The 14,980-nt window shown below is 55.7% G+C and carries 12 protein-coding genes and 2 pseudogenes; all 14 read right to left on the bottom strand.

Translation table 11 applies throughout. The annotated features are described in order from the left end of the window. Window positions 1–6: 6 nt before the first annotated feature. Complete coding sequence (locus tag SM763_RS21930; protein WP_027246168.1) at window positions 7–1,179, bottom strand: Gfo/Idh/MocA family protein; 1,173 nt, start codon at window positions 1,177–1,179, stop codon at window positions 7–9. Further along, the gene (locus tag SM763_RS21935; protein ID WP_027246169.1) at window positions 1,169–2,107 is read right to left on the bottom strand and encodes a PDR/VanB family oxidoreductase; all 939 of its coding nucleotides are present in this window, start codon (window positions 2,105–2,107) and stop codon (window positions 1,169–1,171) included. The genes SM763_RS21930 and SM763_RS21935 overlap by 11 nt, the downstream gene beginning before the upstream one ends. A gap of 101 nt (window positions 2,108–2,208) precedes the next feature. Beyond that, window positions 2,209–3,393 (bottom strand): annotated as a pseudogene (locus tag SM763_RS21940) (alpha-hydroxy acid oxidase). A 118-nt stretch (window positions 3,394–3,511) separates the two neighbouring features. Continuing rightward, complete coding sequence (locus SM763_RS21945; RefSeq protein ID WP_008335543.1) at window positions 3,512–4,792, bottom strand: Rieske 2Fe-2S domain-containing protein; 1,281 nt, start codon at window positions 4,790–4,792, stop codon at window positions 3,512–3,514. Window positions 4,793–5,274: 482 nt separating this feature from the next. After that, window positions 5,275–7,119, bottom strand: coding sequence for a TRAP transporter permease (locus SM763_RS21950; protein WP_008335545.1), 1,845 nt, complete (start codon window positions 7,117–7,119; stop codon window positions 5,275–5,277). Between the two features lie 210 nt (window positions 7,120–7,329). Beyond that, window positions 7,330–8,319: a TAXI family TRAP transporter solute-binding subunit gene (locus SM763_RS21955; RefSeq protein ID WP_008335546.1), complete on the bottom strand. Its 990-nt coding sequence runs from the start codon at window positions 8,317–8,319 to the stop codon at window positions 7,330–7,332. Window positions 8,320–8,646: 327 nt separating this feature from the next. Then, window positions 8,647–9,174, bottom strand: coding sequence for a MarR family winged helix-turn-helix transcriptional regulator (locus SM763_RS21960; RefSeq protein WP_232237206.1), 528 nt, complete (start codon window positions 9,172–9,174; stop codon window positions 8,647–8,649). Window positions 9,175–9,484: 310 nt separating this feature from the next. Next, the gene (locus tag SM763_RS21965) at window positions 9,485–9,991 is read right to left on the bottom strand and encodes an NAD(P)-dependent oxidoreductase (RefSeq protein WP_243614727.1); all 507 of its coding nucleotides are present in this window, start codon (window positions 9,989–9,991) and stop codon (window positions 9,485–9,487) included. Further along, the gene (locus tag SM763_RS21970) at window positions 9,957–10,523 is read right to left on the bottom strand and encodes a hypothetical protein (protein ID WP_234994837.1); all 567 of its coding nucleotides are present in this window, start codon (window positions 10,521–10,523) and stop codon (window positions 9,957–9,959) included. The genes SM763_RS21965 and SM763_RS21970 overlap by 35 nt, the downstream gene beginning before the upstream one ends. Continuing rightward, a complete protein-coding gene (locus SM763_RS21975; RefSeq protein WP_008335562.1) occupies window positions 10,493–10,693 on the bottom strand; it encodes a hypothetical protein in 201 nt (66 codons plus the stop codon). The genes SM763_RS21970 and SM763_RS21975 overlap by 31 nt, the downstream gene beginning before the upstream one ends. A gap of 89 nt (window positions 10,694–10,782) precedes the next feature. Next, window positions 10,783–11,286: a thiamine pyrophosphate-binding protein gene (locus SM763_RS21980; RefSeq protein ID WP_170848853.1), complete on the bottom strand. Its 504-nt coding sequence runs from the start codon at window positions 11,284–11,286 to the stop codon at window positions 10,783–10,785. A gap of 238 nt (window positions 11,287–11,524) precedes the next feature. Next, entirely contained in the window at window positions 11,525–12,376 is an 852-nt protein-coding gene (gene nadC / locus SM763_RS21985; protein ID WP_008335572.1) for a carboxylating nicotinate-nucleotide diphosphorylase, read from the bottom strand. A gap of 126 nt (window positions 12,377–12,502) precedes the next feature. Next, window positions 12,503–13,969, bottom strand: a pseudogene (locus tag SM763_RS21990) (aldehyde dehydrogenase family protein). A 534-nt stretch (window positions 13,970–14,503) separates the two neighbouring features. Beyond that, the coding region (locus tag SM763_RS21995; protein ID WP_368999759.1) for a hypothetical protein at window positions 14,504–14,980 on the bottom strand (477 nt) is incomplete at its 5' end.

Genomic DNA, 14,980 nt, shown 5'->3' on the forward strand with positions numbered 1-14,980 from the left:
CGGCTCCTAGTGATTTGTTTTACATTGCCGCTGAAGATCGACCGCTTGTCCGGTCTCTGCGGATTGCAAGATCGCGTGGCAAACCTCCAGGCTTGCCAGCCCCCATTCCCCTGTTTGGTCGGGGGCCTTGTTATGACGCACGGCATCCACCAGCGCATCCAGAACGGTTCTGCGTGGTGCCGGTCCGAATTTGGCTTCGATAAAGCCGCGTTCGGTGTCACCGAACACTTCTATCCCATCCGGGGTCAGTCGCAGATCGGCACGGTCACAAAGCGCGATCACCGGACCGAAATGTTCGTTATGTTCAGCCTCAATCGTCGTGCCGCTGCCGAATGTTCGTGTAGTTTTCAGCCGGACCTCGTCATCAGGGTTGAGATCCAGCAAAGCACGCCTTGCTCCACCGTAAGCCCCTTCTGATTTACGCTGTCCAAGCTCTCCGACATTGTTCATCCAGATATCACTGTCGAAATGCGCATAGCCCGAGTACGTCATGTTCGCGACACACCCCCCGGCAAAATTCATCAGTGCAGTGAATGCGCCCTCGGTCGGGCGCTTGGGATCCCATGCGCCCGTCATGGCATAAATTTTTTCGGCCATGCCGCCGGCAAGCCTGCGAACCACATCAATCTGGTGGATCGCCTGACTGAACAGCACGCCCCCACCCTCTTCGGTTCGCAGCTCTTCCGGGCGACGCGGACGATAGAGGAAGTCCGTATAGTTAAAGGCCTGGATCATGCGCAACTGACCGAACTTTCCGCTGGAAATAAGTTGCGTGGCCAATTCAACCGGCGGGTCGAAACTGTGACTCGGCCCAACTATCAAATGCACCCCAGCCTCCTTGGCTGCGGACACCATTACTTCGGCATCCTCCATCGAAACGGCCAACGGCTTTTCGACAAGGATATGTTTGCCCGCGCGCGCCGCAGCTAACACATGATCCACATGCATCTGGTGCGGCGTCGCAATGTAAATGGCCTCAACGTCAGGGTCTGCGCACAATTCCTCGACGGTGGCATACCCTGTGCCACCGTACTCTTTTTCGAATGCGTCGCGGCTTTCCTCCCTTGGGGCGGCGGCAGCCGTCAGCTTCACACGGGTGTCGGCATCAAACGAAGGCACCATGAGCATGAAAGCACGCCCAAGCCCCGCCACGCCAAGACGAACGGGATCAGAGGTCAAGAACCAGCCTCCCGGATTTGGCGCGCGAAACGCAAATCATGATCTGGCTGCCTTTTTCTTCTTCCATCAGCACCATATCACGATGATCTGCCTCGCCTTCCAGTAGGCGGGTTTTACAAGTACCGCACGTGCCACTTTCGCAAGAACTGCTTGTTGCGAAGCCAGCATCACGCAGTGCTTCGAGGATAGAACGATCCTCAGGAACAGTAACCGTTTGGCCGCTTTTCTTCAGCTCGACTTCGAAAGCAACGTCATCCTGACGAACCACATCAACAGGCTTGAAATCCTCGAAGTGGACACGGCCTTCGGGCCAGTGACCCGAGAAAGCTTTGATTTCTTCCATCAGCGGTTTGGGTCCGCAGCAGAAGACATGGGTCGCGCGCGGCGTCACCAGATCGTCCCAGAAATCATAGACAGCGTTCGGATCGCCGTCATCGTGGTGCACGATGATCCGGCCTTCGAAATCTTTCATCAGCTCATCAAGATAGGCCGATTCTTCCGCGCTCCGGCTTACGTAAATGATCCGAAGCATCTTACCTTTCTTATCCAGATAACGCGCCATCGAATAGATTGGCGTGATACCGATACCGCCGGCAATCAAGAGGTATTTCTGCACATCCGTCAGCGGGAAATCGTTTTCCGGGTGCTCGATATTCAACTCTGTCCCGACAACAGCTTGCTCATGCATGGAGGCAGACCCCCCGCGCGACTGCGGCTCTCGCTTGATGGCGACCACATATTCTTTTGGGTCGCTCCCATCATTTACCAGAGAGTATCGGCGCATAGCACCCGATGGTGTCTCGATCGTGATATGTGCACCTGGGTTGAACTCTGGCAGGGACTCGCCGCCAACCGGAGCCAAAGTGAATTCTGCAATAGTAGGTGTCAGATCGCGCCGTTTTTCGACGCGCATTTTGATCTGCTCCATGGGGTCCTCCCGTCCGTTCGCTTCCGAAATATAATTAGATAGCTAAGTTCAAGATGTCAACTGGACGCACCGCCCAGCCACGCGCTAATTGTGTCTAGAAATCACATATTTGGCCCTAAACGGTCTTCTCGTCCGCCAATATCCTTGGCCGACATGACAACCCCTGCTTCAGACAGGTCCGAAACGCCATGACATCCCGTAAAAATCATGGTCCTGCGCATCTCGTCTTCGAGAATCGAAAGCGCGCTGGAAACCCCCGCACGCCCCCGCGCCGCCAGGCCGTAAAGAGGTGCCCTGCCCAGCAGCACAGCGTCCGCCCCCAACGCAAGCGCCTTGACGATATCACTGCCGCGCCGAACACCACCATCAAGCAAAACTGTCATATGTTGGTCCAAGACGGACACAATCTCTGAAAGAATTTCAATCGTCGCCGGAGCTCCATCAAGCTGCCTGCCACCGTGGTTGGAAACAACCACCCCATCAGCGCCTTCGCGTTGTGCGGCCATTGCATCCTCAGCACACATGATCCCCTTAATCACAAGTGGCTCCTGCCACAGCTTCCGAAGACGCCTTACATCGTCCCAGGAAAAATTCGGGTTTCGTTGCGCCCGCGTAAATTCGGCAAGCGCCTTGTCGCTGACATCATCCCCCTAAAAGGCCGCCAGATTTTGCAGTCGCGGCCTATGTTGGCTCAGCCATACGGATTTGAACCATCTCGGATGCAACAATCCGTCCAATACGACAGAGGGGCTCATGCGGATTTCATGCGCGAAACCATGCCGCAAATCCCTCTCTCTTTTGCCACCCACCAACGAGTCGACAGTGATTACAAGAACACTGTAGCCCGCAGCCGACGCCCGTTCGATCAATGCATTGGAAAATGCTTCTTTGCCCCATGGGTACAGCTGAAACCAAAGTGGCCAATTATTTTTCTACGCGATTTCTTCCATAGTCGTGTTTGACGCTGTCGAAACCGTAAATGCGACCCCGGCCTGCTTTGCTGCGGCTGCAAGGTGCAAGTCCCCTTCTGGCCAATAAAGCCCGTTCAGGCCGGTTGGTCCGATTTGGAAAGGCGCCGCATACTTCTGACCGAACAGCGTGACAGAGAGATCGACATCCCCACCCTTGAGAATACGTGGCTTGAGTCGGATATCATCAAATGCGCTACGGTTCCTGTGCAGCGTGATTTCGCTCTCGGCACCACCATCCAGAAAATCAAATACCACACGGGGCAAACTCCGCCTGGCTCGGGTGCGAAAATCTTCGATGTTTACTTCTTGCCGCATCCGGCCTCCTGCCTCCTGCCAATTTCAACATGGCCACCAACCATGCTCAGGGCCAGAATCAAAATCCGCCCAAGGTCTATGCGGCCCCGGGCGGATCTGTTTGCAAACGTCGGACCGGTTATTCAGCTGCGGCTGTTTTGCCCGAAGTATTCAGCAAGGTGCGCCAATCCACATCTTTCGGATAAACGCCTTCATGAGAGTTGATCATGCTTTGCGGGATTTCATAATCGGTGCCGATTGCTTTGCCACCCTCTGCCACTTTCTTGGCGGCATCCGCCATCAAGCGACGGAACTCGACGATAGCCAGGTCCGAAGCACCAAGCACATCGGTATGGCGCTGAACGCGCGCGCCCATCGACACCCACATGGCGATATCTTGGTTCGGAATACCTTTGATCCCAGTGAAGTTACCTTCTTTCATGGCATCACGGTCTTGCAAGAAGTCGTTCTCGACAGTCCGCAGGCAGCGCCACTTGTCGTCAACATCCACTCCTGGAACAGCATGGGTAAACTTGCGCCATTCTTCGGTCGACGGCACATTCGGGCCATCCCAAGCGATGAAGTGGAACGCGGTCTCTTCATCATTGATCGGCACGATAACGGCCGCCACACGATAGTTGTTGTTCGGTGGGATCAACGAATAGTAGGGCGCAACAAATTCGGTCACACGGATATAGTTATGGGTCGCCGCGTTTTTGATCGGCGTACGGATTGCAGCATAGTGGAACCCGTAGCTGGTTGTCTCTGTCTGCATACGCGGAGACTTGTCCGTCGAGGGACGGTACCAGGATTTTTCATCGGCAGCAGCACCTTCCACGCGGGCCGGAACCATGTCCGACGAGTGCAGCGAGGACGAGTGGGCACTGTCGATCTGACCTTCGTGGATCTGCGCCCAGTTTGCGGGAATGCGGATTTTAAGGATAGCGATCGCCGAATCCTCGCGCGGGGCAAACGCCGGCGGCTGGAATTCAGGCATATCTTCTTTGTCACCCAGCCAGGCCCAAACGAAACCACCCCATTCTTTCACAGGATAAGAGCGATGCTTCACCTTATCCATAAGGGGGCTACCTTCGGGTTCGGAAGACATGGCAACGACATTGCCATCAACATCCATTTTCCACCCGTGATACAGACACCGCAGCCCGCATTCTTCGTTCCGGCCATAGACCAGCGATGCCTTGCGGTGCGGGCAAAGTTCATCAAGCAGGCCAAGACGCCCTTTGGTGTCGCGGAACGCTACATAGCTTTCCCCGAGCACCTCAACACGAAGCGGCTTGCCGTCGGGCTCTTCCACTTCTTCAATCAGGCATACAGGGGTCCAGTGCTGACGCATAAGACGTGCCATCGGTGCATCACCGGTCACGCGCGTCAGCAGTTCATTTTCTTCAGGTGTAAGCATTGAATCTCCTCCACAGGTCGCCGCATCAGAATTTGCGAAATTTTATTGGGAAACGCCATTATTCTTAGCTCTCTAAGTTTAGTCTGTCAATGGTCAGAGCGATATTCCCTTCACCTCACAAGTAAGAAAAACCCACGTAAATAAAACTACTTATGGGTTTGCGAGCAATTGGTATTATTCCGCGCATGATCGGGCCTTGTGTTCATACAGATCTGCTCTGCCGGTTCCTCTCTGGTTGTTCTATGGCCTCGGGATTCGTACACCCCGCTTGCGCAGCTCCCTGCATCGATCAGAATCACCGAAGTGTATTTTGATCAATAACCTCTTGGGCAAAAAAGCCCGCAGACAGTCATCCGAACAGACCGCGATTGGAACCAAAGACGCGGCCTGAAACTTTTCCGTCTCTCAGTCAAAACGGCAAGTAGCCGCCAAACCTGGCGGCCACTTTGGATTCGCATTCAGCACATTACACGTGGCTGACGTTACCCGCTTGCGGGGACTTCTTCCTTCAACAAGGCCTGTCGTCCAACCAGAGCGATGATAAGCAAGGTACACACAATTGAGACCGCGAAGTACGGGCTAACCGCGCCAATTGCAAAAATCGTCAGGAGACCTCGCTCCAACGAGCTGAGCTGGGTTTTGATAAAGCCTTCCATTGACGCCGAGACTGCAAGAGCACCAGCAACGGCACCAATAACAGCAAGCGTATTTGCCAACGGACCAAGCTCAAGAACGATGCCGGGGTTCCAGACAAAAGCGAACGGCAGAAGGAAGCCAACAATTGCAAGCCGCACAGCCGAGAATGCGATCTTGAATGGATCGTCATCAGCAATCGCAGACGCTGCGATTGCAGCCACAGCGATTGGCGGCGTCAGAGCAGACAGGATTGCATAGTAGAGCAGGAACATCTGGCTCGGCAGCAGAGGGAAACCCAGCTTGGAAAGAGCGGGGCCGACAAGCACAGCCGCCAGAATATACGCACTCGGAGTCGGCATACCCAAGCCCAGCACAATGGTCACCACAGCAGCAATCACTAGCGTCAACAGCGGCTGCGCATTACTGACCGTCAGGATCACGTTAGCCGATTTCATCCCCAATCCTGTCATAGACAGGCCACCAATAACCAGACCAGCAGCAGCACATGCCCCAGCGACAGGCAAAATTTGCAGGGTGGTTGTGCCAAGGCCTTCCACCATTGCCCACAACGACATCCGCGTTTGCTTGAGGATCATCGACGCAAGGATTGTCACCAGAACACCGACACCTGCGGTGAAGGTCGGCGAATAGCCAAGTATCAGCGCCACAATGATCCCGATAATGGGCAGCAAGAAAACCCAGCCGGTTCTGAACGTTTCCTTCGTCGTCGGGATTTCATCCTGAGAAGGCCGCAGATCGTATTTCACTGCGCGGAAGTGCACCTGGGTAAACACGCCCATATAGTACAGCAACGCAGGAATAAGCGCGGCAAGCACGATCGCATTGTACGAGATACCCGAATACTCTGCCATGATGAAGGCAGCCGAACCCATAATCGGCGGCATGGCACTGCCCCCCGTGGACGCCGCAACTTCAACCGCACCCGCAAACCGGGCCTTATAGCCCAAGCGCTTCATCACCGGGATCGTGATGGACCCCGTGGCCACAACATCCGAGGTTGGGCTACCAGACATGGTTCCATACAGACCCGACGAAATGATGGCGATCTTTGCAGGGCCGCCTCGTGCGCCCCCGGTGACCAGAGCCGCCAGGTTGAAAAAGAAGTCCCCTCCCCCAGCCTTGGCAAGGAAAGTCCCGAACATCACGAACAGGAAGACGTAACTTGCCACAACCTGAAGCGGGACACCGAACAACCCATCTGTGGTGAAGATCAGAATATCGAGCAGATAGCTGAACTCGCTGACGCGATGCCCGAACGGCGGCGGCAGAAGATAGCCAAAAAGGTTGTAAATCAGGAACAGCATCACAACGCCTGTCAGCCCCAAGCCAGTTGTCCGGCGCGTGGCTTCGATGGTCAGGAACAGCAGTGACGACCCAAAGAACAACTGATCCGTCGTGAACTGGTCCAGCAGGCTGATACGGTCCGAAATCTCGCCAGAGCTTACATAGAAGTAAATCCCGCAGGCCAAGCTGAGCGCAGACAACATCCAGTCATAAAATGGAATGCTATCTGGCGCTTTCGCGGTTGCACCAATCGCCAAGAAGAGAATCGTGAAAATCCCGGATACGAACAGGATCCCCTGAATGAGCGGGTCTGCGATAATGAACAGATTAGAGTGAATCACCCATGCCGCGAACGCCGCGGCCAGAACCATGACGACGGTCCGCATGGGTGGCTCTAGCTTCCGACGGCGTCCAGTTTCGGTAAGAGAAGGGAAATTCATGCTGGCACCATTTCCATGTTTGTGAGGTTTGGTCAGCTTTGAGTGCGCAAAATCATCCTACTGCCCGTGATCAGCACGGCCAGAGCACGACAGAGGCACTCTTGCAAACGAATCCGGTGCGCTTTGGTCAGCGCACCGGCATTGTTTTCCGAAGGCTTACTTGAGAAGCCCCAGCTCCATGTAGGCGCGCTTCGCGCCCGGGTGGAACGGCAGCGTTCTCTGCGAAACCAGCAACTCAGTTGAGAGCTGTTTCATTGCGTTATGAACGCCGCGGATTTCATCAATGTTCGAGGCAATGCTCTTGGCCAGCATGTAACCGGTTTCTTCGGGCAAGGCATCAGAGGTGATTACCATCGCGCCAAGTGCCAGCGTGATAACATCGGAAGTCTGGTTCTTATAGTTTCCGGCGGGAATGACGTAGGTCCCGGTGCCAAAACGCTCATTGGTCTTTTCGATGATATCCTGAGGCACGCTCAGCAGAACAACGTCGTTGCCTTCATCAACCTTGCGGAACGACGAGTGCCCAACGAAGATACCGTTGATCACCATATCCGTACGGCCATCGCTGATCAGGTCTGCCTGCTGGGACGAACCGCCACGCACCAGAACGCCGCCATTCGCTTCAATCGTTCCTTCGTCATAGCCTGCTTCTTCCAGCATGAAAGTGGCAATATTGGCCACGATGTTACCTGCGTTGTTGTTCGCCACACGGATTGCAGCGCCCGACTTCGCCAAGTCGTCGATGCTGTCGATGTTATACTCTTCGGCAAGAGACTTCTTGATGAAGAAATGCATCGGGGCCCAGTTGTACATGTACCCGATTGCCTGAAGGTTCTCGATGGGCGCCTTGAACGGCTCATCACCCGCTAGCGCCAGCTTGATTTCTGCATCATGGGCCAGACCCAGATCGGTCCGGTTTGCACCCAGCAGACCGATATTTGCGAAACCGCCACCAGTGGCCTGGTAGGTCACGACACCGCTTGCATCGTCAACCTTCACAGCCCGGTCGATCCCTGCGCCCAGCAGCGACCAAAGACCTGACGGACTCCCCCCGGACAACGTGACGTTGACGCTGTCCGCCATGACGCCGGTCCCGATAACGGAGATGCTCAGCGCCGCAACGGCAGCCTTGATTTGCTTTTTCATGGTTTCCTCCCTGTCATATTATCATAGATTTCTAAATTTAGATATCTATCTTATAGATCATTATTAAAAACCGAACTTTGCGTCAACCATGATCGAAACCGAGACACCGTCCAAAAATTTAGGTTAAGAACTGCGAATGGCTTGAACGCTCTCGCAGAGCATCCAAACCCCTACTCACATAAGGTTGCAGCACGCCCAAGGCCTAGCACAAGACTATTCCGAACTCTCTCAGAGCTTCCCCAAAACCATACATCTCAGCGGAAGTAGCCCAACGGAATCACCCGAGCCTAAAAGGCCCGGCTATCGCAGATGAAGCTAAAGAGACCTTCAGGATCCAAGGTTACTTCTGGTCGGTGGGACGCGGACACCGCTCAAAGCAGCTTTTTCCTCATCATCTTCGAGGTTTCGAATCATTACAGCAAGGGCCTTGCGCAATGTTTTCTCTTCGGCACCACTCAGGCCTCTGATGGCGGCGTTATTCACTTCGTGTGCCAAAGGCTCCAGGAGCTCCCGCAACTCCCAACCTTTTTCCGTGAGGAAAGCATGCTGACGACGACGGTTCCCAGCCACATTGCGGCGTTCAATATATCCAAGCTCTTCCATTCGGCTGAGTGCAGTATGCGCAGTAGGCTCTGTCAGATGTGCTCTTTCGCTTAACTCTCGTTGCGACAAACCATCTTCCTGCCAAAGGATTCGAAGGAATATCCACTGCCCGAAAGTCACATTTTGCGTCTGTAACCGCAGCTGCAACGCACGGTTAAACCCTCTTGCCGCAAGACGTACCAAGCGAGCAATGCGCTCGTTATATTGGGTCAAACCGTCGTCTTTCAACGCGGAATCAGATTTTTCGTTCATGTATGCTCAGACCACAAACATCTATTGCCCAAAATCAGTTCTGGGCTTCTACAGGTCCGAGACTATCCCTGTCATCTTACGAAGATGCAAGCCTCAACAATGTCACTACTTTTACAGCTAGTGACATGCGGTGCGCGCAAACCGACGTAAATCTTGCAGCAAACCCTGCTTACAACTTTTCGATTTTTTCTCTCCATATTTTTCGATTTGGGGGTTTCTGCGCGCTTGATGCGTGTTGCGTTTTCGACGAAGATGTCGGGCAAGACGGTGTAGAGCTCAATGGTGTGTCCCGGGATATGCGGGGGGAGGATCACCCGGTCGAAGCCGCGCAGCGGGCGGGCAGCGGTTCGGTTTCCGTCACGCCTAGCCTAGCACCGGCTAGGTGTCCTGCTGTCATCACCCGCACCCGCGCATCCTCATCAATGAAACCCCGCGCGAGGTGTTGATTAACACCGCATCCGGCTTCATCATGCGCAGTTCGGCCTCGCAGATCATTCCTCGTGTCAGCGCGTTCAACGGCACATGGAGGCTCACCAACATCACACATGGCCAGAAGCTCAGCGCGTTTCACCAGCCCCACGCCCGTAGGTGCGGTGTCCGGTATCAGGAACGGATCGTGCACCAGTATCTGTGCCGGATCTGTGCCGGCTCGAACGCCAACTGTCGCTCGATCACCCGGTCCTATCCGCCCCGAATCGATCAATCCGATCGCCCGGCCTCGCACCATCCGCGCAAATATCTGTTGCGGTCGGCCCGCATTCTCGCGCAGCAGGCGCTCGGATTCATGCAGCCGGTACAGCAGCACCAGCATCAGCATCCCTATCGCTTCGGGCATCCCCAAAAAGTTCTCGGGCGTTACACCATTCGTCACGATCAGACCGCGCGCGGCACAGGCCTCCCAGATCTCCCGCACCCACCCCGATCGTTGGAAGTACTAGCGCCCGCAGCCGTGGCGAGGCGTCCAGATCCGCGTCGCTCAGCCCCGACCGCGAACTGACCACGATGATAGCAACGTCCGACAGCAGCGCCTGCCGCTGTTCCTCCGTCAGCCGCAGCGGAACACCTAGGGTGATCTGGGGGCCGCGAACGACCTCCCAGCCTTCGGTCCGCAGACGATCCGAACCCTCGAAGTCCAGTGGGTGACGGAAGTGCCACGCCTCGCCCGCCCAGCCCAACGGCAAACACACAAAGCTGGCACAGACACCTTCCAGACCTTCGCCAAGCGCCCCGGCCTGCGTCATGATATCAAGCTCAACCTCTGCATCGGGGGCGTTCAGCGCAGGTTTGATCGGTAAATCACCGGGCATCTCGCCCGCCCCTACACCCAGAGCATCGGCAATCGCATGCATCGCAACATCCGGACCGCAGGCAGCGCTTGATGCTCCATCCCCCAGCCATTGTGCAGCTGATAATCCAGCGACGCCTGGATCACCTGCGCCTTCACATCGCCCGCCAGTTTCAGCGTGCCCGCGACATCCAGCCAGTCCAGGCTCAGGATCACATCCGCCTCGCGCAGCACCGCGCCCGCCGCATCGTCAATGAAGAAGGCCGGTTTGCCGCGATGCTGCGGGTGATCCGTCGGGAAGGACGCCCCGTTCCGGATATCCGTCAGAACCTTCGCCCCAGCGCCTTGGCGTTCTTCGGCAGATCTGCCGCCCGCGCCACTCCTTCGGCCGAGGGTGCCGCCGGAGGCGACGGCTGGTAACGCGCAAAATCTGGCAACTCCGGTGCCTTCTCGTGCTGCTTTTCCTGGATCGACACGTCGAAGTTCACATAGGTCGGGCCTTTCGGTTCGCTCCACGCGATTACATCCGCACGCAACATCGATTCCAGCGCCGCATCAACCGGCCCCGTCGCCCCATAAATCAGAACCGGCACACGGTCGCAGCACACGTTGAAGATCGCCATCGTACCATGCATCAGACCCACGTTGCTGTGCAGGATCACCGCCAATGGCTCCCCCGCCACCTTCGCATAGCCATGCGCAATCGCAACCGCATGCTCTTCGTGCAGACACAACAGCATCTGCGGATCTTCATTGCCAAGGTGGTTCACAAGGCTGTCGTGCAAACCCCGAAAGCTCGACCCCGGGTTCAGTGCAACATACTTCACTCACCCCCAAACCTCGCAATATATCCGCAAATACATCGCTACCCCACACCCCCAAACTATCCGACGATACTGGGCGCTCAACCTGATACAGCCTGTGGTCTGTCATGTGTCTTGACCTTTCCTTATGAAGTGTTGATGCAACAGCGCCCCATTTTGAAAGGCGTACGCAATAGGTATCCATTGCCCGCCGAAAGGGCGGGCATTTTGCATTTCAGACGGTCTGGAGCGGCTCAGAGGATCAGAAATCCAAACCGAAATCGACGGTTCCCGCCGAATGGGTCAAAGCACCGGAGGAAATATAATCCACATTTGCCGATGCGATTTCGCGCAAACGGCCAAGGGTCACATTCCCGCTGGCTTCGGTCTTCGCCCGCCCGTCAATGCGCTTTACAGCTTCGGCCATGTCTTCGGTCGACATATTGTCGAACATGATGACATCTGCGCCCCCGGTCTGAAGCACCTCGTCCAACTGATGCAAACCGTCGATCTCGATCTCTACCACGACCATGTGACCCACATTTCGTTGAACGGCTTCCAGCACCTGTTTGATGCCACCAGCCGCTGCGATATGGTTGTCCTTGATCAGGATCGCATCGGACAGGGAAAACCGATGATTGTGGCCGCCGCCATGCAAAATGGCGAGCTTTTCGACAAGTTTCAGCCCCGGTGTGGTTTTGCGTGTACAGGTGATACGTGTCTTGGTACCCGCAAGCTCCTGAACATAGGACGCTGTCAAGGTTGCCGTCCCAGACAACCGTCCGGCAAAGTTCAGGGCAACACGCTCTGCGGCAAGGATCGACGCCGCCGATCCCTCTATACGCATCAACGTATCGCCCGCTTTGCAGGCCGTACCATCCGCCACGACAGTCTCGACCACAAGATTGGGATCAATCAGCCGAAACGCGAGAGAGGCCACCTGCATCCCAGAAACAACCGCGTCCTGCCGTGCACGCATTTGCGCCTTGTAGCGCGTGCCTTCAGGCAGAACGGAACGGGTTGTCACGTCGCCTGCGGCACCCAGGTCCTCCATAATAGCGTTCCGAACCATGGGTTCGAGGATGATATCGGGGACGTTCGCAACATTGCTCATTATTTTTTAGATCCTTATCGGTTTGCAAAAGGGGCAGGAAGGGATGGCCTCATCCCGGCCAAAGCAATCAATACAGAAAAAGCTTTTGGATCCCAGACCCCGTTCGCACATTACCTACGCACCGGGTCACTGACCCGACAGATTGATATGCACATTCTTTTCATGGGTGAAGGAAATCAGTTCGCCAATACCTACTTCGCGCCCGATACCCGATTGCTTGACCCCACCGAACGGGGCACCAAGGAAATGCCGACCGACTTCGTTAACCCAAACAAACCCGGCCTCGACGCGTGCAGCCGTACGATGAGCCATCACCAGATCCCGAGTCCAAATTGCACAGGGCAGCCCAAGCTCAAGTGCATTGACCTCGTTCAGCATGGAATCTTCGTCCGACCATTTGCGAACCGCAAGAACTGGCCCGAAAATCTCTTCACGGGCGATACGCATCTGCGGCGTTACATCCGCAAAAATCGTCGGCGCGATAAAGCTGCCTTTCGCCAGCGGACTATCCGTGACCGCATAACCGCCAGTAACGGCGCGCGCACCCTCACTTTTGGCAGAGTCAATGAAACCCATGACCCGGTCGAACTGCGCACGGCTGACAATCGTGCCTATCGTGGTTTCAGGATCCGTCGGAACGCCCGGCTTATATCTTTCAACAGACTCGGCCAGATAGGAAATGACTTCGTCGTGGATATCCTCGTACAGGAATGCGCGACTTATCGAGCCACAGGACTGGCCGCACCAGCCAAAGTTCATTCTAGCGACAATCGCGTCCGCAATCTTTTTCGGATCACTGTCGGGATAGGCAATCAGCGCGTTCTTGCCACCCAGTTCCAGCAGTACAGGTTTGCCCGTAGCGCTGGCGCTTCGCATCACAGCCCGGCCAGCCGACACAGAGCCAATAAGCGTGACCTTTGCAGCGCCAAGGTGCTCGGCCAGGCCAGCACCTGCCTCTAGATCACCCGGCAACACGTTGAATGTGCCTTTGGGCATCAGGCCATAAACAATCTCTGCCAGGCGCTATGCAGACAAAGGCGCCTGTACCTGCGGCTTGATGATGACAGCGTTCCCTGCCGCCAAAGGCGCCGCCACTTTACCGCCACAAAACATGAACGGATGATTGAACGCCAGGATACGTGCCACAACACTAAGCGGCTGGCGCAGGGTCATATTCACCCGATCCGGCCCCAAAGGGATCGTGTCGCCCTTCATTTCAGTCACAAGACCGGCGAAAAACTCCATCTGGGCCGCCGCGATGGCCGCGTCGCCGCGCACCTCGGTATATGGGTTGCCGCAATTGGCCGCGTCCATCATCGCAAGCTCATCTCCGCGCTTGTGCAAGAGAGCCGCGATTTCCTGCAGAATACTGGCACGCTCAAGAGGAGCAACATCACGCCATTCCTTCAAACACGCAGGCGCTACGTCCACCTCGGCCCGGGTCGCCGCAGCCACTAATCCGATCAGCTGACCTGTGCCCGGGTTAAAAGTCTCCTCGTAATTTCCTGCGCTTGGCGGAACCCATGCGCCCCCACAATACAGCTGCTCCTTACCAGAGAGAGCATGGTTTGCATCCATATTCACCATGCGCATATGACGTTTCCTCCCGCGATTGCCCTTGATTACTTAGATTACTAATATATTCAACCAATGAACCCCATCGCCTGCCAAGTGAAATCGTTGCGCGTATGAAAGGTTTTCGCCGGGCGGCACGCAGGTTAGCTGCCCTGTCAGGCACCCCCCACCGGGTGCCGCTGATCGCTAGCGCATCGGCTGGGGTGACTAATGCCTTCCAAGCTACCAACATTCAAGTGAAATATTGGACCCTCCACTAGCAAGCAAATTACCGCCATACGCTCACTATCTGCTATTTTAGATCACTAATTATTCGCGTAAATACTCTCTTGGATTGAATTATTTTCTGGGCATTCAATTGATTAAGAAAAAGACAGCCTGGCCCTTTCAGGAAGGGTTTATCATCAACGGAACGGCGGAAACCCATGTGTTTACCGACTACCGCTGGAATGATGGAAGCGTGAGCCGCCGCCAGTTTGTGGATCCAAACAGTTACGACCACACGCGTATCACAGTACGGCCGATTTCACTAAAGCTGCCAAGCAGCCAGGATCAGTAGGAGAACCACTCCGAGTGACCCACCGTGCCCTCGTAGTCTCCGTATTCGACCATGATGCTGCGCAAATAGAAGTACGAGGAACTTCCGCCGCTCGGAAAGGCAATCTCCTGCCCGCTTTCCGAGATGAATGTCACGGGCCAGGGCGTGTGGGATCGGTAGACCCGCTGGATGTACCGGCAGGTGCGGTTCTCTCGGTCGCAGGAACGAAGCGACCAGTCCCAATACCGATCACCTCCCCTTTCTCTATAGGCTTGACCGGTGAACCAGATCACATGGGTCCGGTTCAGCCATTCGTATTCAGGCAAGTTGGTGTCGAGCTCGCCCTCGCCGCCGGGTCCGCCCAGTTCGGCCGGCACATGGGCAAAGGTGCAGACCCCGAAGGGCGGCAGGCTCGGCCAGGGTGTGATGCGGCGGATCATGGTGCGATAGGCGCGGGCACAAACGGCGCTCGGGGGAAAACCACCCGCCAT

Origin of the sequence: Pseudophaeobacter sp. C1-32P7 (genome assembly GCF_041008775.1) — a bacterium.
Classification (GTDB): domain Bacteria; phylum Pseudomonadota; class Alphaproteobacteria; order Rhodobacterales; family Rhodobacteraceae; genus Phycobacter; species Phycobacter gallaeciensis_A.